Below are 21347 nucleotides of genomic sequence, written 5' to 3'. Positions count from 1 at the left end.
CTTAAAGGTACACAAATGGAAAAACAGGAAATTTTTGATAAGATCAAGACCGCCCTCATCGAAGAATTCGAAATGGATGAGGCCAAGCTTACGCCCGAGGCTCGTCTTTACGAAGACCTGGAACTGGATAGCATCGATGCTGTGGACCTGATTGTGAAGTTGAAGTCCTTCCTTCCTCGCAATATCGATCCCGAAGTGTTCAAGACCGTGCGTACCCTTCAGGATGTGGTGGATGCCATCTACAACCTGATCCAGACTGCGGAATCCAAATAATGAAATCTATAGCGGGAAAGGTCTTCTTTACCGCAATCTCTGTTCTGTACCCAGTACTCGTCTTTTGCGGGATGGAGTTCTGGGGACTTTCTCCTAGGCGCTTGAGCATTTTGCTCTTGGCGCTTGCCTTTTATCAGTTCCTCAATTTTACCCGCAACCGTGGGGCAGGGGAACTCGGCCGCGCGAATTCCATAAAGGCAGCGGTTCTCGTTGTGCTGATCCTAGTCTGTGGGGTAGTCTCCTTTTTTGCAGACAACATTTTGTTCCTGAAGTTCTACCCCGTGTTGGTGAACTTGAGCTTGCTCGCCTTTTTTGGCTTTACCCTATGGAAAAAGCCTAGTTTCGTATTCCGCATGGCCAACCTGGGCGATAAGACTATCAAGACTTCGCCAAGCAGGAATTATGTGGAACGGTACTGCGACAGGGTGACTTTTGCCTGGTGCATCTTCTTTGTGGCGAACGCCTGTGTGTCTGCAACCACCGTGTTCGTTGGTTCTGACCGTTTGTGGTCCTTGTACAACGGGCTTTTTTCCTACATTTTAATCGGTGTATTTTTTGCCGTTGAATTTTTGATCCGAAAGATTATGCAGAGTAAATTGCAATCCTATGTTCCTGTTTGCGACTTGGAATTGAATTCCCGCCCCGAAGGGGCTGTTGTCAGTTTTGATGGTGAAAGCGTAAAGACATGGTCTGACTTTACAAGTGACGTTTCCAAGGTTCGTTCCTTCTTGGAATCCCGGGATAATTGCCCCTGGATTTTGCATTGCGAAGACTCCTATTTCTTTGTGGTGGCCCTGCTTGCCATGTTGCAGAGTGGCCGTAAGGCTCTCGTGACTGCCAATCGCCAGGATGCCTTCATCAAGGAAATCAAGAAGCCTGAATATGGGTTTATTACCGACGAACCGTTTGGTACGGCGGCCGATGGGGCTTCCCTGATTCAGGATATCCTGAAGGGCGAAACTTCCGATACCGCAAACCTGAAATTTGGGAAGTTTGATAAGTCCAAGGCCGAAATGGTCATGTACACTTCAGGCACCACTGGCGAACCTAAGGCCGTATTCAAGCTGTTCCTGCAATTTGAGAACGAACTGTTTGAACTGGTGAAGGTCTTTGGTAATGACTGGGTAGACCACAAGGTCTATAGTACGGTCAACCATCATCATATTTATGGTTTGCTGTTCTCGGTACTTTTGCCTATCGCCACAGGACTGCCTTTCCGTAGACGCCGAATCGACTTCCCTCAGGAACTTGCCGGCCTCGTAAATGAAAAGGCTGTCATTGCATCAAGCCCTGCATACTTGAAACGCCTGGCCGCCGATAGCGACAAGCCTTTCGATTTTAAGTGCGCTCCCATCATTTATTCTTCCGGTGGTCCCTTGCCTAAGGAAGTTGCCGAAAGGGCTTGCGAACTGACTGGCTACTGGACCATGGAAATCTATGGCAGTACAGAAACAGGTGGCATTGCCTATCGACAGTCTAAGAATGGCCCTGTGTGGACACCCTTTGAAGTCTGCAAGATGAGTCTGGGCGAAAATGATTGTCTGAACATCAAGTCCAGCTACATCCTGGAACCGGATGGTTTTACCACAGGCGATCTGGTAGATATTTACGATGACGGTCGATTCCTCTTGAAGGGACGTTCCGATTCTATCGTAAAGATTGAAGAAAAGCGAATCTCCCTGCCCGAAGTCGAAAACCGCTTGAAGCAGACGGGGCTGGTGCAGGATGTGCGTGTGGTTCCCATGGTGGGCAAGCGTCAGTACTTGGCTGCAGCCATTGTGCTGAATGCCGAAGGCCGTGAAAAGTTTGCGGGCTCCACCAAACTTCAGATGAATAATTTCTTCCACGATTACCTGGTCAAGTTCATCGAAAATACGGTGTCTCCCAAGAAGTGGCGCTATCTAGAAGAATTGCCTCAGAATACCGAAGGCAAGATCCGCATGCGTGATGTGCAGGCGCTCTTTGGTTTAGCTGAAAGTCCCAATTTCAGAATTTTGAAATTCCGTCGGGAGACGGGCGTGCTGACCGCCAAGCTGATTTTCCCTGCGACAAGTGATTATTACGACGGACATTTCCCGGAGTTCAAGTTGCTTCCCGCCGTGGTGCAGGTTGACATGGTTCTTAAGTTGGCCCGTAATTTCCTGGATGTTCCCAAGGAACTTTCAAAGATTCATCGAACGAAATTTGCAAATCCCATTTTCCCGGATACGCCGGTGAATGTGAAAATTTCCTATGATGAGGAAGCAGGAAAGGTTTCCTTTAACTATACCGATGAATTGGGCGAAAAGACCTTGTCAAATGGCTCCTTCACTATGAATGTAGGTGGCTTGAATGGCTAGTTTGACTGATATTAAGATTTGTGCGGTCGTTCCTGTATACCGTCATGAGGCGGCGTCCCGTCATGTGGTGGATGTGCTGGCTTCTTATGGCATACCGGTTGTTCTTGTGGACGATGGTAATGCGCCCGAAGGGCATCAGATTCTGGAACAGATTGCTAGTGAAGTTCCCAATACCATTCTTGTGACCCACGCCGTAAATGGTGGCAAGGGCAAGGCTGTCTGTTCTGGCCTTGAAGCTGCTGTAAAGGCTGGCTTTACCCACGCGTTGCAGGTGGATGCGGATGGTCAGCATGACATGGGCAAGATTCCCTTCTTTGTGAAGGCCGCGCAAAAGCATCCTGACGATCTGATTGGCGGCTTCCCCCAGTATGACGAAACCGTTCCCAAGGCTCGCGAGCAGGGGCGCAAGATTACCAACTTCTGGGTGTCCATTGAAACCATGTCCAGGGAAATTCCTGATTCCATGTGCGGTTTCAGAGTTTATCCGCTGGCTAGTGTCTGGCCCGTAGCAAAGAAAATTCGCAATTACCGAATGGGCTTCGATATTGAGATTCTAGTGAAACTTTCCTGGAAGGGCCTTAAGATGCGCTTCTATCCCATCAAGGTTAGCTATCCCGAAGACGGTGTTTCCAACTTCCGTGTTTTTCACGACAATGTCGCCATATCTGCAACGCACACTAAGCTGTGCTGCGGCATGTTCCTTCGCAGTCCCATGATTCTTGCTCGCAGACTTTTTAAGAAGAAGTAGATTTTTTCAAAGGCATTTTATGGAAAACGAAAAGGTAAGATCGGAGCATTGGTCCGAAGTGAAAGAAGTTGGAGGTAGCCTCTGGCACTTCCGCTTTATGCTTTGGATTGTGTGCCATTTGCCTTTGTTCCTCGTAGAAGTCTGCACGGCGATTATTTGTTTTTTCTTTTGGATTGGGGCCAAGCCGGTACGAGCCCGCTCACGGATTTATCTGGAACATTTGGCTCGCGTTCAAAAAAGACGTCCTGATTTTCTTGGGCCCTATAAACACATTTTGTCCTTCGCCCTTTCCATGATGGAAAAGCTACTTGGCTGGAAAGGGGCCATCAAACTGAACAACATCGAAACACAAGACGATGATTTGAATGCCTTGGTGGATCAGCTGAATCGTGGGGAAGGGGCGTTCCTCCTTTGCTCTCATCTAGGCAATATGGAAATGCTCCGTTCGCTTACGGGTTACGATGAATATCATACCCAGAAGGATTTTGAAGTTTTCCCTGTCGTTGATTTCTCGGGTACCTCAAAGTTTAACGCACTTCTTCGAGAGTTAAATCCCGATCTTATGGATCATGTGGTTGATGCCAATAATATCGGCGTCGATACCGCCGTCTGGATGAAGGATCAGATTGCTGCCGGTAATCTGGTGGTGATTGCCGGGGACCGAACCTCTGCCAATTCCCGCGACCGCAAACTGGAAACGGAATTTCTTGGCGAAAAGGCGAACTTCCCGGAAGGCTCCTTCTCTCTGGCTGGAATTCTGAACGCCCCGATTTATTTTATGTTCGCAATCCGCAAGAAGGATTTCGATATTAAATCCACTTATGAGATGCATGTGATTCGAGCCAAGACTTCATTGGAATGTTCCCGTAAGGAACGCCCTGAACGTCTGAAGTTGTTGCTGCGGGAATACACATCGATTTTGGAAAAACTCTGTTTGAAACATCCATACCAGTGGTATAACTTTTACAACTTCTGGGAAGATTGATCCGCAGACAGAAAAATTTTTGATGATTGAGGAATGATTATGGAAACTGTAGTTGTTGGTAGCAGAAAACTGACCGTCGAAGATGTGGTGGCCATTGCCAAAAAGCAAGTCAATGTTGAACTGGATAGTTCCGAAGCCTTCCAGAGAATGATTGATGCCGGCGCAGAATTCCTGGATAAGGCTCTGGCTGAACATGGTGGCATCTATGGCGTAACGACTGGTTACGGTGATTCCTGTACTCAGGTCCTGCCTCCGGAACATTACTACCAGCTTCCCATTAACCTGACTCGTTTTCATGGTTGTGGTATGGGAAACTATTTTGATCCTGAAACCACCCGCGCCATCATGGTGGTGCGTATGAATACCTTGGCACAGGGTTATTCCGGTGTCAGCTATGCTCTCCTCAAGATCATGATGACCTTCCTGCAGAACGACATTCTTCCTCTGATTCCTCAGGAAGGTTCCGTGGGCGCCAGCGGCGATTTGACTCCGCTGTCTTATTTGGCCGGTGCTGTAATCGGGGAACGTAAGGTGCTGTACAAGGGCGAAGTTCGTGAATCTCTAGACGTGATGAATGAACTGGGTATTACCCCTCACAAGTTCCGTCCCAAGGAAGCAATCGCCATTATGAATGGTACCGCCGCCATGAACGCCGTGGCCTGCATGGCATTCTCTCGTGCCCAGTATCTGTCTGACCTGGCTTGTCGAATTACTGCCTTGATTACTGTTGCCATGAAGGGCAATGCCTACCATTTCTACAAGCGCCTCTTCGAAGTTAAACCTCATCCGGGGCTGATGAAGGCCGCCAAGAAAATTCGCCATGGCTTGAATCTGGCCGAGGCCAACAATGTGGTTCCCGAAAAAATTCAGGACCCTTATTCTCTTCGCTGTGCTCCCCATATTATCGGACTTTTCTACGATTCCGAAAATTTGCTGCGCCAGTTGATTGAAGTGGAATTGAACAGCGCTAACGACAATCCCATTGTGGATCCGGTAACCCACAATATTTTCCACGGCGGTCATTTCTATGGTGGACATATCTGTCTGGCTATGGATACCTTGAAGAATATTGTGGCCAATATGGCTGATCTTCTGGATCGTCAGATGGCCATGATTGTAGACATCAAGTTCAATCGCAACTTGCCGCCGAACTTGGCTGGCTCTAAGGGTGATTACGATATTAATCACGGTTTCAAGGCTGTTCAGATTGGCGTCTCTTCCTGGACCGCAGAAGCGCTGCACCTGACAATGCCCATGAGCGTCTTTAGCCGATCTACCGAATGTCATAATCAGGATAAGGTTAGCATGGGTACAATTGCGTCCCGTGACTGTATCCGCATTCTGGAACTTTCTGAACAGGTGGCTGCTGCTGTACTGTTGGCCTCTGCCCAGGCCGTGCGCATTCGGTTTGAACGTGGCGAAATTTCCGCAGACCGCATGATCAATCTTCAGAACACCTACGATCAGGTCTTCTCTAAGTTTGCTCCCCTGGAATGTGATCGCCAGCTGGAAGGTGATCTCCGCAACACCTTGGAACTGATCCGTCAGAAATTCTACGCAGTTTAAATTAGACAGGTTAAAATGAAGAAAATTAAAGAAACCGTCGAATTTAATGTTGAATTTTACGATGTGGATTCTATGCAGGTGGCTTGGCATGGGAACTATGTGAAGTTCATGGAAGTGGCCCGTTGTGCCTTGCTTCGTAAAATCGGTTATGATTACAGGGATATGACCCGCAGCGGTTACCTTTGGCCTGTGGTGGATCTGCATGTGAAGTACATTCGCCCTATGGTATTTATGCAGAGAATCCGTTGCGAAGTAACCTTGACTGAATACGAAGTCTGTATGAAGCTGGCTTACAAGTTTATGGATGCCGAAACGGGTGCCGTGCTGACAAAGGCTGAAAGTACCCAGATGGCCGTGGATATGAATACGAAGGAATCCCTCTGGACTTGCCCGGCCTGCTTCGTTGATCGGGTGAGAACTGCATTGGATAAGGAAGACTGATGAAATTCCTGGACAAGTTTGCCTATTCCGTTTTTTGTTTGATGGTTTCCGCGACTTTTGCTTTGGGCGCAGTCTTTGATCATCCTGTAAATGACGGATCCCGCAAGCAATTAACTGCGGCCCTTGAACAGATGACTTCCCATGGAATTGTCTATGGAAACTTCAAACAGACGAAGTCCATCAAGAAGCTGAACCGCGATTTCGTTTCTACGGGGAACTTCATGATTTCCAGCAAGTATGGAATTTCGTGGAACACCCTGAAACCTTTTGCCTCCTTGATGATGGTGACTCAGAGCGGAATTTTCCAGCAGGCGGGAAAGGGCCCTATCAAGAAAATTTCTTCCCAGGAAAATCCGGTCTTTGCCGAATTTTCTAGGACGATACAAGCGGTCTTTTCTGGCAACTGTCAGGAGCTAGAGAAAAATTTCTCGGTGTATTTTGAGAAAGCAGGAAAGAACGTGGTGATTGGCCTCGTGCCTCGCGAACCAGCTGTTCGTAAGGTTATCGAGAGCATTGTTCTTGAAGGCTCCTCAAGTCTTGACAAGATGAGCATTTCCGACGGGGAAGGCAACCCTGTTGTGTATGAACTTTCTGACCAGAAGCAGATGAGTGAATCCCAGATGGATTCGCTAATTTCTGCAGAAGAAAACGTTCCGGTCAGGATCTATAAAACTCTTAGAGATAATCCGTAACTTGGTGATTCTATGGGTTTGAATAAGAAAATCGGTGTCTCAATTTGGGTTGTGCTTCACGCCCTTCTTTTGATTATCGGTATTTCTGTTCCCTGGAATGTGGAGTCCGATCTTTATTCGGTGTTGCCGGATTCCGATGAATTGCATCATGTAAGTGCAGCCGAAAAAGTCTTGAGCGCTCGCAGTATACGGAATATTTCGGTACTGGTGGGGCACGAGAATTTTTCTATTGCCAAGGCTTCCGCTGAAGCGCTGTTCGCGTCCTTTGAAAAAGATGAATCTTTTGATGAAATCCGTCTGCATGTAGATGAAAATGCCATGCAGGAAAACAGAGATTTTCTATTTGAAAATCGCTATGTGTTGCAGGGATCTCCTGTACGTGAAATGTTGAAGTCCGGGGATGTAGAAACCTTGAAGAACGAAGCTCTTCAGAAAGTTTATGGTGCATTCTCCCTGGCCGACTTGAATCGTCTTGAACAGGATCCGCTTTTACTTGGGGAACAGAGCTTTGAATATTTCACCCTGAATTCGCCATTGATGGGCGGCAAGTTTACCTTGAAGGAAGGGGTGCTTACCGCAACGGATTCCGCAAACGGTTTATTGGAAAGTCCTGTTAATTACGTCATGTGGAGTGCCGTCCTATCAGAAAAAACACCGTCCATGGCTTCAAAGGGACATGTTCTCTCTCGATTGGACAAAGCCTTGGATTCCCTGCAGCAGGTTTACCCTGGGCTGAAGGTAGCCAAGTCTGGCGTACCTTTCCATAGTTATGAAAGTTCTGGCAACGCCCAGTCCGAAATTGCCTGGATTTCTGGAATTTCCATGGCCTTGATCATTTTGCTTCTTCTGCTAGCCTTTAAAACCGTGTTCCCCCTTGTGGCTACTGTTTTGTCTATTACCGTGGCCGCCGCTACGGCTTTGGCTGGAACCTGGGCTATTTTCGGATCGATTCATATTTTCACTTTTGTTTTCGGCACCAGCGTCATTGGCGTGAGCATTGATTATGCCATTCATTTCTTTACCAGCTGGAAGAATGGGGTGAAGGACGTTCGCAGGCATATCTTCAAGGGACTGCTGTTGGGATTTATGACCACGGAACTCAGCTACATTGCCCTCACATTTGCTGAATTCCCTTTGTTGCGCCAGATGGCTGTGTTTTCGCTTATCGGCCTGGCAAGTTCCTTTGCGACAATTACCTTGTTGTTCCCGGTTATTTCGCAGCCTCGCCGCCAGGGAGGTTTGCCAGCCCTCGTTCCACAAAAGGTGCTGAAGGTATACGAACGTTTTCCTGCGGGTCGCTATCTTCGTCAAATTTTAGGTGGCGTATTTGTTGTGGCGTTGCTTCCGGGACTTTACCTGCTGAATGTTCATACGGATATGCGAGCTCTCTATAGCATGAGCGATGAACTGAAGGCCGCAGAAATTTTAAACGCCCGTCTTAACAACCTTGGAATTTCAGCCAACTATTTCATTGTAGAAGGCGATTCTCCTGAAGAGGTTCTCCAGCGAGAGGAATCGCTTGCTCTGCAATTGGCGTCCGCCCAAACGGATTCCCTGTTATCCGGTTTTCTGGCCACAAGCAGCTTCTTGCCTTCGGTAAAAACGCAGAAGGAAACTTGGACTGCTGTTCAACAGCTTGCTCCATCAGTGCAGTCATTTGTGTCCGAACTGGGAATCGTCAGCGATTCAGCCTTTAAGGCGAGCCTTGCTACGGAACCCGCTTATTTAACTCCCGAAAGTCGTTTCCCCTCTTCTACCAAGAGCCTTCTGAATATGTTGTGGATTGGCGAGGTGAACGGGAAATTCTACAGTGCGGTTTTACCTTTGCACGTATCTTTAAAATTTGATGCAGCTGCACTGACTCAAGACCTACCTAAAGTTTATGCCGTGAACAAGATGGCGAATATTAACGCAACCCTGACAAAACTATCCCATGTGTCTCTGTTGCTGGTAGCTGTTGCCTATGTAATTGTATTCCTGGTTCTTGTTCTTGTATACAGAATTCGTCAGGCAGTCCGCATAATTCGCGCACCTGTTCTGGCGTGCCTCTTTTTGGCTGCTGTTTTTGGGTATGCAGGAATCGATTTCAATTTCTTTGCCATTGTCGGGGTGATTCTTACCCTTGGTATCGGTATCGATTATGCCCTATTCTTCAAGGAGGGGGGGCGTAGGAATCTGGTGACCACGTTGGCGGTTATGCTTTCGGCTTGTACCACGCTGATTTCTTTTGGCAGTCTAGCCTTTAGTAGTTTTGTGCCGGTCGCCACCTTTGGCCTAGCGACCCTTCTAGGCATTATTTGTTGCTTTATTTTGTCTCCCTTTAGCGGGGAGTGAATTTAAATTTTCTAGCTTTGCTCTCGATGGAATTCCTTACCCCGAGAGCTTTTTTTATTGCCGCAGCATGTCTATGTTGCCTGTTTTTTGGGGCATGCCATAAGGCTGTAGTAAAACCGGATTCAACAGCCCCGGTGTTTTATTCCGATGGACGTTCCGTACAATTGCTGCCTACACAGGCCATGTCTGGTTCCATAGACATGGCTCAGCGTCTAGAGGGACATTTTGCAAAACCCGATGGCGATACCAGCTCTTTTTCGGGTGACACCTGGGTTCGTGCCAATGATTCCATTCTTTCGATTCACCTGTTTGGCGGTTTTGGTACGACCATTGCAGAATTGACCTATACCAAGGATTCTGTATCCCTGTCCAGTTCCTTCATCGATGGCGAAAAGATGAAGGCTGAATACGTGCTGGCGGATTTCCAGGTTTGTTTTTATCCTTTTGACGCTCTCAAGAATAATTTTGAAAAGGCTGGTTTTGAATTCCGTGAGAAGGTGGAGGGGGCTGACTTTGAACGGACCCTTCTTGAAGACGGGAATACAATCCTTCTTGTCAAAAAGTCTGGTTCCGAAATTGAACTTGTGAACGAGCTGCGAAAATACCGTTACCATATTACCCTTAGCGAAAACTGATGAAGCGTCCTTTATACATTAATGACTTTGCCTTCCACTGCATTCTTGGCGGTGGTAACATGGCCAATCACCATGAAGTTCTTGAAAAATTGAATAATGCGGAACGCGGTGAATTTACCATGTACGATGTGGCAGGCGTTATGCGGCCGGCTGCATCGATTGATCCGAATACCTTGCCTCCTGTAGCTGACAAGTGGTTCGATAATCGCGTGAACCGTTTGGCTCAGGCGGCTTTGTCTGGTATAAATGGCGACGGACTGGATGATACAATCAGGAAAGCCGTTGAAAAGTTTGGTGCAGACCGCGTAGGTATTTTTATCGGTTCCTGCGACAATGGATCTGAGGCATCCCTTTCGGCATTGCGTTGTTTTAAAGAAACGGGCAAGTATCCAGAAGGTTATGTCCTGGATATGCAGCGTGCTGATTTCCCCGCAAGGTTTATTGCGGAACGTTATGGAATCAAGGGCACGATTCTTGTTCATTCCACAGCTTGTGCATCTAGTGCCACCGCTTTCATTTCTGCCCGAAATAGTCTCTATGCCGGTCATTGTGACGTGGCGATTGTGGGCGGGGTGGATATTTCCTCGTTACCGGTCATTCTCGGGTTTGCATCGTTAGAAGCGATGAGCGATCAGCCTACCAATCCTTTTAGTGCAAATCGTTCAGGTCTGACCCTGGGCGATGCGGCAGCCTTCTTTGTGGTGACCAGGGAGCCTTGCCCGGAACTGTGTGCAGAGCCGACCTTGAAGGTGATTGGTTGTGGTGAAAGTGCCGATGCCGACCATATTACGGCACCCCGGGCCGATGGAATGGGTGCTGTTCAGGCGATGCATACCGCTCTTGAAGATGCCGGAATTTCAGCGGATCAGATTGGCTATGTGAATCTGCATGGTACTGGAACCAGGTTGAACGATTCCATGGAAAGCAAGGCCATTGCCAAGGTGTTCGGCTCCGAAGAAAATGGGGCGTCTGTCCCGGTAAGTTCCACAAAGGCCTTGACCGGTCATTCTCTGGGGGCTGCCGGTGCTCTAGAGATTGCGTTCTGTTGCATGTCCCTAAAAAATGGGGGAGTGTTGCCTGCTCATCTGAATGATGGGGTGGTGGATCCGGCATTCCCTGCGGTTCATCTCGTGGCTCCTGGCGAAATTGCCAACGGGTTGAAGTATTGTATGAGCAACTCCTTTGCCTTTGGCGGATGTAACGTTTCGCTTATTGTAGAAAACGGCTAAGATGTAGGAATACTGATGATTGAAGAATTCAAGACAAGAGACTCCGTCAGTGAACTTGTGCCCCACAAGGGTAAAATGCTTCTGCTGGACCGAGTCCAGAGCTATAGCCTAGAAGAGATTTCCATATCCACGGAAATTGATATTCGCAAGGACTGCATGTTCTATGATGAAAATCTAGGCGGTGTGCCCGCCTGGATTGCCTTTGAATATATGGCGCAGAGTATTTCCGCTCTGTCGGGAATTTATGGACGTTCCAAAGGCGAAAAACCGAAGGTCGGTTTTATTATGAGCGTGTCTAGTTTCAAGACTGATATTCCTGTGTTTAAGACGGGGGATACTGTCGTGGTAAAAGTTCGCCAGACCATCCGCATGGATATGGCGGTAACATTTGATGGATCCGCTTCGGTAGACGGAAAGCAGGTCGTTGCTGCAACGTTGAATACCGTAGAGGTTCCTGATCCCAAGGCGTCCTTGGGTTTGTGAGTGTGTAGAGGGTAAAATGGATAATAATAAGACTGAAAATGCTAAGAGTGTATTGGTTACTGGAGCCAGTGGCGGAATTGGACTTGCCATTGTCGAAGCCTTGGCCAATGCCGGATACACCGTGGTGGCTCATTACAATCGAAATGCGGCTCCCGTTGATGCCTTGGCCGAAAAGATTCGCGCCAATGGCGGTTGTGTTCGTACTCTGCAATTTGATATCAGCAATCGCGAGCAGTGCAAGGATGTAATCGAAAAGGACATTGCCGAAAATGGCGTTTATTATGGCGTTGTGACCAATGCCGGTGTCTGTGCCGATATGCCTTTCCCCGCCATGACCGGCGAGTTCTGGGACAAGGTGATCGATACCAACCTGAACGGTTTTTATAATGTGATGTTCCCCATTGTAATGCCCATGTGCCGCAAGCGTCGTGGACGTATTGTGACCATTTCTTCTGTGTCTGGCGTTATCGGTAATCGTGGCCAGGTAAACTACAGCGCATCAAAGGCTGGCCTTATCGGAGCCACAAAGGCTTTGGCCACCGAACTGGCTAGCCGTAACATCACGGTGAATAGCGTCGCTCCTGGCATCATTGAAACCGAAATGATCAAGGATGCCCCTCTGGATATGATCTTGCCGGCAGTTCCCATGAAACGTGTGGGCAAACCTGAAGAAGTGGCCGCCACGGTTGTGTTCTTGCTTTCTGATGGAGCTGCCTATATTACCCGCCAGGTAATTTCTGTAAATGGAGGTTTGGCATGAGTCGTAGAGTTGTCGTTACCGGTGGTTCCTGCATTTCTTCCCTCGGCATGGAACTGGATGAAATCTTCACTAGCCTAAAGTCTTTGAAGAATCGCATTGTCCGTATGGAAGATTGGGATAAGTATACCCAGATGAACACTCGTCTGGCTGCACCCATTCTTTATGACTTGCCGGAATACCCCCGCAAGAAAATCCGTGGTGCCGGTCGCGTGGGACTCCTGGCTTTGGCCTCTGCCGACAAGGCAATGCAGGTGGCTGGCCTCACTGGCGATACCGAACTTTTAAAGTCTGGCCGAGTGGGTGTGGCTTACGGTTCTTCTATGGGTAGCGTCAATCCTCTGATGGATTTCTTCTCCATGTTGAATCCTCCCTACGATTGCTCCAAGATTACAGCTACCACTTATATCCGCTCTATGCCCCAGACTTGCGCCGTGAATATCAGCGTGTTCTTTGGCATGACTGGACGTCTGATTACCACCAATACCGCATGCACCAGCGGAAGCCTTTCTATCGGTTACGCTTACGAAGCCATTAAGTATGGCATGCAGGATGTGATGGTGGCTGGCGGTGCCGACGAACTGGATCCTACAGAATCTGCAGTCTTTGATACCTTGTTCGCAACTAGCGTCAAGAACGATACTCCGGAACTGACTCCTGCCGCCTATGACAAGGATCGTGACGGTCTGGTCATTGGCGAAGGTGCCGGTACCTTGGTGCTTGAAGAATATGAACACGCCAAGGCCCGTGGCGCGCACATCTATGCAGAACTGGTGGGCTTCGGGCACAATACCGATGGCGACCACATTACCCAGCCCAAGAAGGAAACCATGCAGCATGCCCTGGAACTTGCTCTTCTGGATTCCGGTGTTGCTCCCGAAGCCATTGGCTACGTGAACGGTCATGGCACTGCTACCCATCATGGAGATATTGCCGAAAGCTGGGCCACTTACGGTGCCTTCAGGAATCGGGCCGTTCCTCTATCCAGTCTCAAGAGCTACATCGGTCACTCCCTCGGTGCCTGTGGCGGCATTGAAGCCTGGCTTGGCATCAACATGATGAATCGTGGCTGGTTCAGCCCCAATCTTAACTTGAAGAACGTGGATCCGGAATGCGCTCCCCTGGATTACATTACCGGTTCCGGTCGCGAAATGGATGTGGAATACTTTATGTCCAACAACTTCGCTTTCGGCGGTATTAATACTTCGCTGATTTTCAAGAAAGTCTAATTAAGAAATGGACCTTAAAAAGGCTGCGGTTCTTTTTGAACAGCAGCCTTTCTTCATATGGGATAAAACGTCTTTTAGCCTTCTAGTTTTTTATTTACCAGCGCGATAATCTTGTCCCTTTCGCCACACCAGTTGGGGGCGATCAGCAGTTCGCTGGGGCTTTCACCGCTAAAACGTTCGATGGCTGTTTCGGTTCCGATAATCTTGATCATTTCTGCAACGGCGTCGCAGTATTCCTCGAATGTCAGGAGGGTAATCTGTCCGTTGGCGTAATCCTCGGCCATGGCTGTTCCCACCACGATATGCAGGGGGTGAATTTTCACGGCGGCCAGATGCAGGTCGCGAACCACTTGGGCCGTGCGCTTGAAGTCGTCCATGGTTTCGCCGGGGAGGCCTACGATGACATGGGTCGTCACGCAGAGACCTGCTGCCTGGCAACGGGCGACTGCGTCTTCGAATTCCGCCAGAGTATGTCTACGGTTAATGCCAGCCAATGTCAAGTCGCTGGCTGTCTGCAGTCCGATTTCCACGATTATGGGTTTCTTCTTGTTTAGAGACGCCAGGTAGTCCACCTTGTCCTGTTCCAGGCAATCGGGGCGGGTTCCGATGGCGAGACCGGCAATTTCCGGATGCTTGATGATGGGGCCGATAATCCCCTTTAAGTGTTCCAGGGGTGCGTGGGTATTTGTATAAGGCTGCAGATAAGCCAAAATACCGGCGTTGGGGTACTTGTCCCTCAGTTTCGGCACGAATTTTTCCAGTTGTTCCTGGATGCTGACCTTGGCTTGGTCAAAAACAGGGCTGAAACTGCGGTTGTTGCAGTAAGAACAGCCCGAAAAACCCTTGGTACCATCCAAATTAGGACAGTTCATGCCTCCGTTAAGAGGAAGTTTCCTCACTTTTAGGTAGTTCGGGAACAATTTTGCTAACAAGTCACGGTAAGGCGTGTAGTTCATACTTGAATAATAGCTTAAAAATGATGCAAATGTCGCAACAGATAATGCTCTTTGACGTAATAATTAAGGTTAGACATGACGTATTTCGTTAAATTGTATTTATATTTCCTTGTGGTATGGGATGAAACGAGGAAATATTGAAGCTATTTCGTCTATTTACATCGGCTTTTTTGTGCATTCTTGCATTATTTCTTGCAAGCGTCCTTTTTGGATGCAAGAAAGACGAGTCCGTCATACTCCGTTCGAACCCTGTACCGCCCCCCAAGGATACTGTCGTTATTGTTCCCGTTGATACTGTTCCTGCTCCTGCCGATACAGTAGTTGATTCTGTCGAAACACCTGTCGATACGGTTCCTGCGGTTGATACCGTGGCTCCCGTGCCACCGCCAAAGGTCGAGGCGAAGCCTATTTCCAAAAAGAAGATTACCCTTATTACGTCTCAGAAAAAATCTAATAACAGTGCCGTCGATTCCCTGGCCCTTTTGCCTGTGCCTACCGAACCGGATTCCGCCATGGTGGCTCTTTGCAGCGACGTGGGTGAGAACGAATTCTGCGATCTTCGCGACGGTAAGCGCTACGATATTGTTGTCATTGGCCGTCAGACCTGGTTCCGTCGTAATCTTGCTTACGAAGCAGAAGGCAGCTGGTGTCCCAACGATCAGGAAGAAAACTGCACTCTTTACGGTAGACTTTATCAGTGGAGTTCCGCCAATTCTTGCCCCGAAGGGTGGCATCTTCCCACGATGAGGGATTTTACCATTCTTCATGATTATGTGCTCAAGAAGAATGCCGGTCAAGAAGGTGTTGGAACGAGCCTCAAGACTATTGTCGGCTGGAATGACGATGATATGGGTGAGGTCCCTGTGGGTACAAACCGTTATGGCTTTGGTGCAAAACCTGCCGGCTATCGCGACAATCGTGGACTCTACGTGTCCGTTGGCGATGAAGCCAATTTCTGGACCTCACACGAAATCATCGGTGAAAACAGGGCTTCTTACTGGAACCTCTACTACGGCAACCAGGACTTCATCGGATCTTACGTTGGTCTGAAAACCTCCGCCATGTCCGTCCGTTGCATCAAGGACTAAGCCCTGGATAGCCTAGAAAAGACGTTGTTCCAATACCTGAATCAAAAGGCCTTTGTGAACTGCAAGTGAAGCCTGCGTTACAAGGTGACGGAAGCTAATTCTTCGCCGGTTTCAAGATGGTGGATGCTGAACTTGCCGTTGTCGTAGAAACCGAAGGTGGGTGGGTTGCCGCCCTTGGGCAGACTGGTTGATCCGGGATTTACCATGAGCACGCCCTTGAAGTTCCTTTGCAACTGGTAAATGTGTGTATGGCCATAAAGATAGGCGTCAATGGGGCGGTCTTCTTTAAGGGTGGGTTCCAGCTGAGAAAGTGCGTTAGACGGGAAACATTCCGGCATAAAAATATGGCCATGGCTTAGGAACAAGCGCACGGGTCCATCTTCAACTACGGCATATTCATCTTCGATCTTGATGAAGTCCAGCATCATCAAGTCAACGTCGGCATCGCAGTTGCCGCGGGCGGCTACAATCTTATCCGCATAAGGTCGCAACGCTTCCACAACTCCCATGGGACCGTGTCCTTCGGGCAGCGGGTTACGTGGCCCGTGATAAAGAGTGTCTCCCAGCAAGAAAATCTTGTCGCAGCCGAACTTTTCGAAGAAGGACAATGCCTGTCGTGCTGCGATTGCAGAACCATGAATATCAGAAAGAATTAAAGCACGCATACGAAGCAAAAGTAAATAATTAACAGTGAACAGTGAATAGTGAAGAGTGAATAGTGAATAGTGAAGAGTGGGGGTCTGCGTGTCATCCTGAGCGAAGTCGCGAAGCGACGAAGTCGAAGGATCTAGTGACGTAGATATGAATTAATAAGCCAGGTGCAATCGGCGCGATTAGTTACCTGAAAGGAGCCGCAGGCTCCGCCCTCATACCTCCCGTCTACTACCTACTGCCTACTACCTACTACCAGCTCTCTCATCCGTTTAGTGCCACGATTCCGCTCACGGCCATATACGCATACACGATTTTCTTTAGCACCTTGTGGGGAATTTTCTTGAAAACCTTGCCGCCGATAAAAGCTCCAAGAATCACGGCGGCCAAACCGTAAACGTAGGCGGCTCCTACTGCAGGTGTTACGAATCCGTTTGTCGCTCTAAAGAACGTCATCATTAGGTTCCCTAGGGCGAAATACACCTGACTGTGGGCGATGTACTTTTCCTTGGTCTCGCAAGATGCCAAAAAGTAGAGCACTGCTGGCGGCCCCTGCATGGCGAACAGGCCTCCCATGACTCCAGAAATAATCCCTAGGACTGCCTGGACGAAAATGGTGGGCTTCAGCTTGATTTTTTCGCTGATAAAGAAGAAGTAGATGCTGATGGCAATTAGAATTACCCCCAGCACATGTTTCAGCATCTTGTCATCGAAGTTTGCCACGGCCCCTACAGCAAAAAAGCTGACTACGGCAAAAATGGCCAGGATGGGCAAAACTTCTTTCCAGACGATGAACTTTCTCATTCGCAGGGCCACGACGATGGACATGGAACCTGCCAACATACCCGATAGGGCTGTAGCTTCTCCATAACTGGGCAGTAGGTGGGGGAGGATTGTCATCACGAAAATGCCGAACCCGAAACCGCTGACCCGCTGGATGAAGCTACCCATGCAGCTAATGCCTACCAGTATGAGAATGTAATGTATTTCCATTATCAATCTCAAATTTAAAAATCTTACTATAATTTTGCATAGAATAAGAGGGAAATATGAAAATGCAAAAAATTTTATATTCATTTTTGCTGCTAGTTGCAGTTATGTGTTTTTGGGCCTGCGGGGATGATAACGGATCCTCCGCGGAGAAGGGCGATTCTCCAAATCGTCAAGGATTGAATGTGGTTTCTGCAAAATCGGATCTTGATTCCTGCAAGAAATCCATGGAAGGAGTGATGTCCTATGTGACTAGTACGGGGGAATTGCTCCTTTGCCTGGAAGGGGATTGGAAGACCTATGGCGTAAGTAAAATTCCCGTATATGAGTCAAGCGATGGTAAGGATGGCTCCGACGGAAAAGATGGAACCGACGGATCTGATGGCAAGGATGGTTTAGATGGTAAGGATGGCACCGACGGTACTGACGGCAAGGACGGTGTGGACGGCAAGGATGGTGTGGATGGTCTAAGCTGTTCTGGTGAATACCGCGATGACGAAAAGGGCATCGATATTTACTGTGGCAAGGATTTTGTGGGAACGATCTGGAATGGAACCAATGGCCAGGCCGGTAGCAATGGTGGTACCACTGCAAGTATTGATTTTAATAAGGCCGAACATGTGGAAATTGGCGATACCGTATGGAGTTATTCCGATTCCTTGTTGATTCGTATTAGCGATAACGATATCCTGGCTAAAAAGGAAACCGTTGAAGTTACTGTGACCAGTACCTCTGATTCCAAGGGAATTGTGCTGACTGCAGAACTTAGGGACGGTTTCTACTATGCCATGCTGTTCTTCGCTCAGAAGAGTTCTGGATCCAGGACGATCAAGGTGCAGGATGGGGATAACGTGGTTATTAGCTACAAGGATGAAAACCCTGAAAGAGTCATTAAACGCAATGTAGCCTTTATCCTAGCTTCCAGGAATGAACGGGACTTCATCTCCCTGGATAAACCTTGGTATTACGGGGACAGTGCCGAAGTGGTTGTTACCGTTAACGATAAGAATGCCGAAGGAGATTCCATACAGGTATCCATGATTTTGTGCTATAACGACGGCTATGAATGTCATTATACAGAAAATGAGGGCGGCTTCGGTACCTATGACGCCCATCTCAAGCTTGCTGGTGCAGGTGGCCTTTATAAAGGAAGTTTTTTTGTTGTGAATGAAGGTAAGAATCACGATAACTACTTCTATTCTGATCCTGCGAAAATTTTGACAGTTGATGTGCGATATACCTTTAAAGATGAAAAAAAGACATTTGAAAACGTAACTGTCTACTGGAAGAAAAATGCCGATAGCCGAGTGGAGTTTGATGCGGATCGATATAACCAGGCTTCCAAGGGACATTTCTATGTCTATGACGAAGGTTGCGGTAAGGACTCCGTAGAGGTGACTATCTCCAGTAAGGTGAAGGGCGATGAAATCAGCGCTGTTGCTTACAGATATAAGGATTACTTCTATGGAGAATTCCTTATGAATGGCCTCAAGAATGATGGTGTTCTGGCCATCGATGAAAAGGACACCATTCTTATCCAGTATAAAGACGCAACGTTAGGGACTGTATCAAAGGATATGGCCAAGGCTGGATTCGCTCTTTATGCAACGGTATCTTTCGGTGATTCCCTGTATATGGATGTTACTGACAAGGCCGTCTTGAAACTGGTGGATGAAAGCCTTACCGAAAATGATGCGGTGACCATCCGGGTTTCGTCAGAATCTGATTTTTATGGCGTACTGGTTGATATGTATACGGTTCCCGGTGGAGATGGTACGGAACGTATCGGTTACGTTGAATTCACGAAGGATCCCGAGGTTGTAAATGTAGAGAACTTCGAGAAAAAAGTCTTTGTGAAGGATAAGGAAACTCTCCGTGCGTCCTATTCCACCAATCGATTGGCTTCCTCGACCAAGTGGTTTGAGGCTAAGGCCTTCTGGGCCGACAAGAATACGTGCTTTATAGACAAGCGTGATGGCAGAGCCTATAAATTCGTTACCATGGGAGACCAGGTTTGGATGGCGGAAAATCTTGCGTACGGAGATGGAAAATTCTACGATAACGATTCTATCAAGTACAGTTCTTACGGAAAGCTTTACACCTGGGCGCAGGCTTTAGATACTGCAGAAGCGATTTGCGCATCGAGTCGTTGTAAAATAGAACGCCCGTATAAGGGTGCTTGCCCTTCTGGTTGGCATTTGCCGAGTCTGGATGAGTTCAAAACCCTTCTTAGTTTTGTGAGTGGTTTCTCGGAATATGGTTCAACGACATCTCTCCTGAAGACATCCTATGGATGGACAAGTTATGCAGGCGTCGAAAGTGGCAAGGACCGCTGGGGCTTTGGCGTTTTCCCCATAGGGTATTATTCCAGTTCATCAGATTTTAAAAACAAGGGCGAGCGTGCGTATTTCTGGCTGGATGAAGATGTCTCTACGACTATAGCCAAGACTATGTATTTCTCTAATTCTTCGGACGTAATTCTTGATACGGAAGAGTATAAGACGTATGGCTACTCTATTCGATGCGTCAAGGATGAGTAAATTGAGCCTCCAGGGGCAGTTTGCCCCCTTTCAATGTTATAAAACAGAGTTTTCTTTAATCTTTATCCTTTTACGCTTTCCGCTAAACGTGTTTTTTATCTTCTTTTGCCAAAACCTTTATCCTTTAACCTTTATCCTTTCACCTAAATGTGCTATATTTATGACGTAAATTTTTCAACACCTTATTAAGGAAGGTAAAATCATGGCAAGAAAGAAGATTGCACTCGTTGGTGCTGGTCAGATTGGTGGTACTATGGCTCTCGTCCTCGCTCAGAAGCAGCTGGGTGACGTGGTCCTCATCGATATTCCGATGACTGAAGGTATGCCGAAGGGTAAGGCTCTCGACATTATGGAAGGCCGCTCCGTTATGGGCACTTCCTGCAACCTCTCCGGTTCTACCAACTATGACGATATCGCTGGTGCAGACGTCGTTATCGTTACCGCTGGCGTTCCCCGTAAGCCGGGCATGAGCCGTGATGACCTCCTGGGCATCAACTGCGGCGTTATCAAGGACGTGGGCCTCAAGATCAAGGAACTCGCTCCGAACGCATTCGTTATCGTTATCACCAACCCGCTGGACGCAATGGTGTACAACATGCAGAAGGTTACCGGCTTCGATTCCTCCAAGGTGATCGGTATGGCTGGCGTTCTCGACTCTTCTCGTCTCGCTTGCTTCGTTGCTATGGAACTGGGCGTTTCTGCTGAAGACGTTAAGGCAATCGTTATGGGCGGCCACGGTGACACCATGGTTTCCCTCTATGACTGCGTTTCCGTCGGTGGCATTCCTCTGCCGCAGCTCATGAGCAAGGAAAAGTTCGACGAACTTGCTGCTCGTACTGCTAACGCTGGTGGCGAAATCGTTTCTCTCCTCGTCCGCGGCTCTGCATTCTACAGCCCGGCAACTTCCGCTATCAAGATGGCTGAAGCTTACCTCCTGGACAAGAAGAGCGTTCTTACCTGCGCTGTCAAGCTGGACGGCGAATATGCTGGTAAGGGCAAGGGCCTCTACTGCGGCGTTCCCTGCGTGATCGGCGCAAACGGTGTCGAAAAGATCTTCGAAGTGAAGATGAACGACGCTGAAATGGCTGCCTTCGAAAAGTCTATCGAAGCTTGCAAGAAGAACGCTGAATGGGTTGACGCTAATACTTAATTATTAGCCCCTTCGTGTAAAAAGGACCTGCCTTAAAGGGCAGGTCTTTTTTTAGTTTGTAGAATATGTTCTTTTTTTACATTGTCTGCAATTGTATTATTTTTGTTGTATTTTTGTAATACCTTATATAAAGTGTCTTAATAAAGTGTTTTACTTTGAATTGAAAAAAATGTATAAATTGTGTTGATTTTGTTCGTGTATTATATGGCGATTTCTAATCGCTAACGCATAATGTTGAACTTTTTCAAAAGATACTCATTT

General features: G+C 48.0%; 19 protein-coding genes. 16 read left to right on the top strand and 3 right to left on the bottom strand.

The window, feature by feature from the left end:
* Nucleotides 1-15 precede the first annotated feature (15 nt).
* From B7992_RS04685 to B7992_RS04625, 13 genes are all read left to right on the top strand, one after another.
* Nucleotides 16-273, top strand: a complete 258-nt coding sequence (locus tag B7992_RS04685) for an acyl carrier protein (RefSeq protein WP_073159351.1) — start codon at nucleotides 16-18, stop codon at nucleotides 271-273.
* A complete protein-coding gene (locus tag B7992_RS04680; protein ID WP_073159349.1) occupies nucleotides 273-2612 on the top strand; it encodes an AMP-binding protein in 2340 nt (779 codons plus the stop codon). The genes B7992_RS04685 and B7992_RS04680 overlap by 1 nt, the downstream gene beginning before the upstream one ends.
* Nucleotides 2605-3360 carry a glycosyltransferase family 2 protein gene (locus tag B7992_RS04675; RefSeq protein ID WP_073159347.1) on the top strand — a complete coding sequence of 252 codons (756 nt, stop codon included), beginning with the start codon at nucleotides 2605-2607 and terminating at the stop codon, nucleotides 3358-3360. Before B7992_RS04680 ends, B7992_RS04675 begins: the two co-directional genes overlap by 8 nt.
* 19 nt (nucleotides 3361-3379) lie before the next feature.
* Nucleotides 3380-4345 (top strand): lipid A biosynthesis acyltransferase, encoded by a 966-nt coding sequence (locus B7992_RS04670; RefSeq protein ID WP_073159346.1) that lies wholly within the window; start codon nucleotides 3380-3382, stop codon nucleotides 4343-4345.
* 39 nt (nucleotides 4346-4384) lie between these two features.
* Nucleotides 4385-5911, top strand: coding sequence for a histidine ammonia-lyase (gene hutH / locus B7992_RS04665; protein ID WP_083538154.1), 1527 nt, complete (start codon nucleotides 4385-4387; stop codon nucleotides 5909-5911).
* Nucleotides 5912-5926: 15 nt separating this feature from the next.
* Complete coding sequence (locus tag B7992_RS04660; protein WP_073159343.1) at nucleotides 5927-6352, top strand: thioesterase family protein; 426 nt, start codon at nucleotides 5927-5929, stop codon at nucleotides 6350-6352.
* The gene (locus B7992_RS04655; protein ID WP_073159341.1) at nucleotides 6352-7044 is read left to right on the top strand and encodes an outer membrane lipoprotein carrier protein LolA; all 693 of its coding nucleotides are present in this window, start codon (nucleotides 6352-6354) and stop codon (nucleotides 7042-7044) included. Before B7992_RS04660 ends, B7992_RS04655 begins: the two co-directional genes overlap by 1 nt.
* Nucleotides 7045-7056: 12 nt before the next feature.
* The gene (locus B7992_RS04650; protein ID WP_254917616.1) at nucleotides 7057-9378 is read left to right on the top strand and encodes an MMPL family transporter; all 2322 of its coding nucleotides are present in this window, start codon (nucleotides 7057-7059) and stop codon (nucleotides 9376-9378) included.
* Nucleotides 9379-9512: 134 nt separating this feature from the next.
* Nucleotides 9513-10013: a DUF3261 domain-containing protein gene (locus B7992_RS04645; RefSeq protein ID WP_158535419.1), complete on the top strand. Its 501-nt coding sequence runs from the start codon at nucleotides 9513-9515 to the stop codon at nucleotides 10011-10013.
* On the top strand, nucleotides 10013-11242 hold the full coding sequence (locus B7992_RS04640; RefSeq protein ID WP_088665680.1) for a beta-ketoacyl synthase N-terminal-like domain-containing protein: 1230 nt from the start codon (nucleotides 10013-10015) through the stop codon (nucleotides 11240-11242). Before B7992_RS04645 ends, B7992_RS04640 begins: the two co-directional genes overlap by 1 nt.
* 15 nt (nucleotides 11243-11257) lie before the next feature.
* Nucleotides 11258-11725 carry a thioester dehydrase gene (locus B7992_RS04635; protein WP_073159335.1) on the top strand — a complete coding sequence of 156 codons (468 nt, stop codon included), beginning with the start codon at nucleotides 11258-11260 and terminating at the stop codon, nucleotides 11723-11725.
* 16 nt (nucleotides 11726-11741) lie between these two features.
* Nucleotides 11742-12485: a 3-oxoacyl-ACP reductase FabG gene (gene fabG / locus B7992_RS04630; protein ID WP_088665679.1), complete on the top strand. Its 744-nt coding sequence runs from the start codon at nucleotides 11742-11744 to the stop codon at nucleotides 12483-12485.
* Nucleotides 12482-13711: a beta-ketoacyl-ACP synthase gene (locus B7992_RS04625; protein ID WP_073159331.1), complete on the top strand. Its 1230-nt coding sequence runs from the start codon at nucleotides 12482-12484 to the stop codon at nucleotides 13709-13711. Before fabG ends, B7992_RS04625 begins: the two co-directional genes overlap by 4 nt.
* Nucleotides 13712-13785: 74 nt before the next feature.
* On the opposite strand, the gene B7992_RS04620 is transcribed toward B7992_RS04625, so the two are convergent.
* Nucleotides 13786-14667: a TIGR01212 family radical SAM protein gene (locus B7992_RS04620; protein ID WP_088665678.1), complete on the bottom strand. Its 882-nt coding sequence runs from the start codon at nucleotides 14665-14667 to the stop codon at nucleotides 13786-13788.
* A 137-nt stretch (nucleotides 14668-14804) separates the two neighbouring features.
* Between B7992_RS04620 and B7992_RS16290 the strand changes: the two genes are divergently transcribed.
* Nucleotides 14805-15755 carry a fibrobacter succinogenes major paralogous domain-containing protein gene (locus tag B7992_RS16290; RefSeq protein ID WP_176421854.1) on the top strand — a complete coding sequence of 317 codons (951 nt, stop codon included), beginning with the start codon at nucleotides 14805-14807 and terminating at the stop codon, nucleotides 15753-15755.
* Nucleotides 15756-15832: 77 nt separating this feature from the next.
* Here B7992_RS16290 and yfcE read toward each other — a convergent pair whose 3' ends face one another.
* Both yfcE and B7992_RS04605 read right to left on the bottom strand, forming a co-directional pair.
* The gene (gene yfcE / locus B7992_RS04610; protein ID WP_088665677.1) at nucleotides 15833-16420 is read right to left on the bottom strand and encodes a phosphodiesterase; all 588 of its coding nucleotides are present in this window, start codon (nucleotides 16418-16420) and stop codon (nucleotides 15833-15835) included.
* A gap of 250 nt (nucleotides 16421-16670) precedes the next feature.
* The gene (locus B7992_RS04605; RefSeq protein ID WP_158535421.1) at nucleotides 16671-17399 is read right to left on the bottom strand and encodes a sulfite exporter TauE/SafE family protein; all 729 of its coding nucleotides are present in this window, start codon (nucleotides 17397-17399) and stop codon (nucleotides 16671-16673) included.
* 104 nt (nucleotides 17400-17503) lie between these two features.
* On the opposite strand from B7992_RS04605, the gene B7992_RS04595 reads away from it, so the two are divergent.
* Nucleotides 17504-19936, top strand: a complete 2433-nt coding sequence (locus B7992_RS04595) for an FISUMP domain-containing protein (protein WP_217897574.1) — start codon at nucleotides 17504-17506, stop codon at nucleotides 19934-19936.
* Nucleotides 19937-20138: 202 nt separating this feature from the next.
* Complete coding sequence (gene mdh, locus B7992_RS04590) at nucleotides 20139-21086, top strand: malate dehydrogenase (protein WP_073159321.1); 948 nt, start codon at nucleotides 20139-20141, stop codon at nucleotides 21084-21086.
* The last annotated feature ends 261 nt before the right edge of the window (nucleotides 21087-21347 follow it).

Origin of the sequence: Fibrobacter sp. UWH1 (genome assembly GCF_002210365.1) — a bacterium.
In the GTDB taxonomy this organism is placed as follows: domain Bacteria; phylum Fibrobacterota; class Fibrobacteria; order Fibrobacterales; family Fibrobacteraceae; genus Fibrobacter.
This window is presented reverse-complemented; position numbering and strand designations above follow the sequence as displayed.

What these genes read in the sequence shown, in the direction of transcription:
- B7992_RS04660 (WP_073159343.1), top strand. Translation starts at nt 5,927, where the DNA reads ATGAAGAAAATTAAAGAAACCGTCGAATTTAATGTTGAATTTTACGAT.
- fabG (WP_088665679.1), top strand. Translation starts at nt 11,742, where the DNA reads ATGGATAATAATAAGACTGAAAATGCTAAGAGTGTATTGGTTACTGGA.
- B7992_RS04620 (WP_088665678.1), bottom strand. Translation starts at nt 14,667, where the DNA reads ATGAACTACACGCCTTACCGTGACTTGTTAGCAAAATTGTTCCCGAAC.
- yfcE (WP_088665677.1), bottom strand. Translation starts at nt 16,420, where the DNA reads ATGCGTGCTTTAATTCTTTCTGATATTCATGGTTCTGCAATCGCAGCA.
- B7992_RS04655 (WP_073159341.1), top strand. Translation starts at nt 6,352, where the DNA reads ATGAAATTCCTGGACAAGTTTGCCTATTCCGTTTTTTGTTTGATGGTT.
- B7992_RS04625 (WP_073159331.1), top strand. Translation starts at nt 12,482, where the DNA reads ATGAGTCGTAGAGTTGTCGTTACCGGTGGTTCCTGCATTTCTTCCCTC.
- B7992_RS04670 (WP_073159346.1), top strand. Translation starts at nt 3,380, where the DNA reads ATGGAAAACGAAAAGGTAAGATCGGAGCATTGGTCCGAAGTGAAAGAA.
- hutH (WP_083538154.1), top strand. Translation starts at nt 4,385, where the DNA reads ATGGAAACTGTAGTTGTTGGTAGCAGAAAACTGACCGTCGAAGATGTG.
- B7992_RS04650 (WP_254917616.1), top strand. Translation starts at nt 7,057, where the DNA reads ATGGGTTTGAATAAGAAAATCGGTGTCTCAATTTGGGTTGTGCTTCAC.
- B7992_RS04605 (WP_158535421.1), bottom strand. Translation starts at nt 17,399, where the DNA reads ATGGAAATACATTACATTCTCATACTGGTAGGCATTAGCTGCATGGGT.
- B7992_RS04685 (WP_073159351.1), top strand. Translation starts at nt 16, where the DNA reads ATGGAAAAACAGGAAATTTTTGATAAGATCAAGACCGCCCTCATCGAA.
- mdh (WP_073159321.1), top strand. Translation starts at nt 20,139, where the DNA reads ATGGCAAGAAAGAAGATTGCACTCGTTGGTGCTGGTCAGATTGGTGGT.
- B7992_RS04680 (WP_073159349.1), top strand. Translation starts at nt 273, where the DNA reads ATGAAATCTATAGCGGGAAAGGTCTTCTTTACCGCAATCTCTGTTCTG.
- B7992_RS04675 (WP_073159347.1), top strand. Translation starts at nt 2,605, where the DNA reads ATGGCTAGTTTGACTGATATTAAGATTTGTGCGGTCGTTCCTGTATAC.
- B7992_RS04640 (WP_088665680.1), top strand. Translation starts at nt 10,013, where the DNA reads ATGAAGCGTCCTTTATACATTAATGACTTTGCCTTCCACTGCATTCTT.
- B7992_RS04595 (WP_217897574.1), top strand. Translation starts at nt 17,504, where the DNA reads ATGTGTTTTTGGGCCTGCGGGGATGATAACGGATCCTCCGCGGAGAAG.
- B7992_RS04635 (WP_073159335.1), top strand. Translation starts at nt 11,258, where the DNA reads ATGATTGAAGAATTCAAGACAAGAGACTCCGTCAGTGAACTTGTGCCC.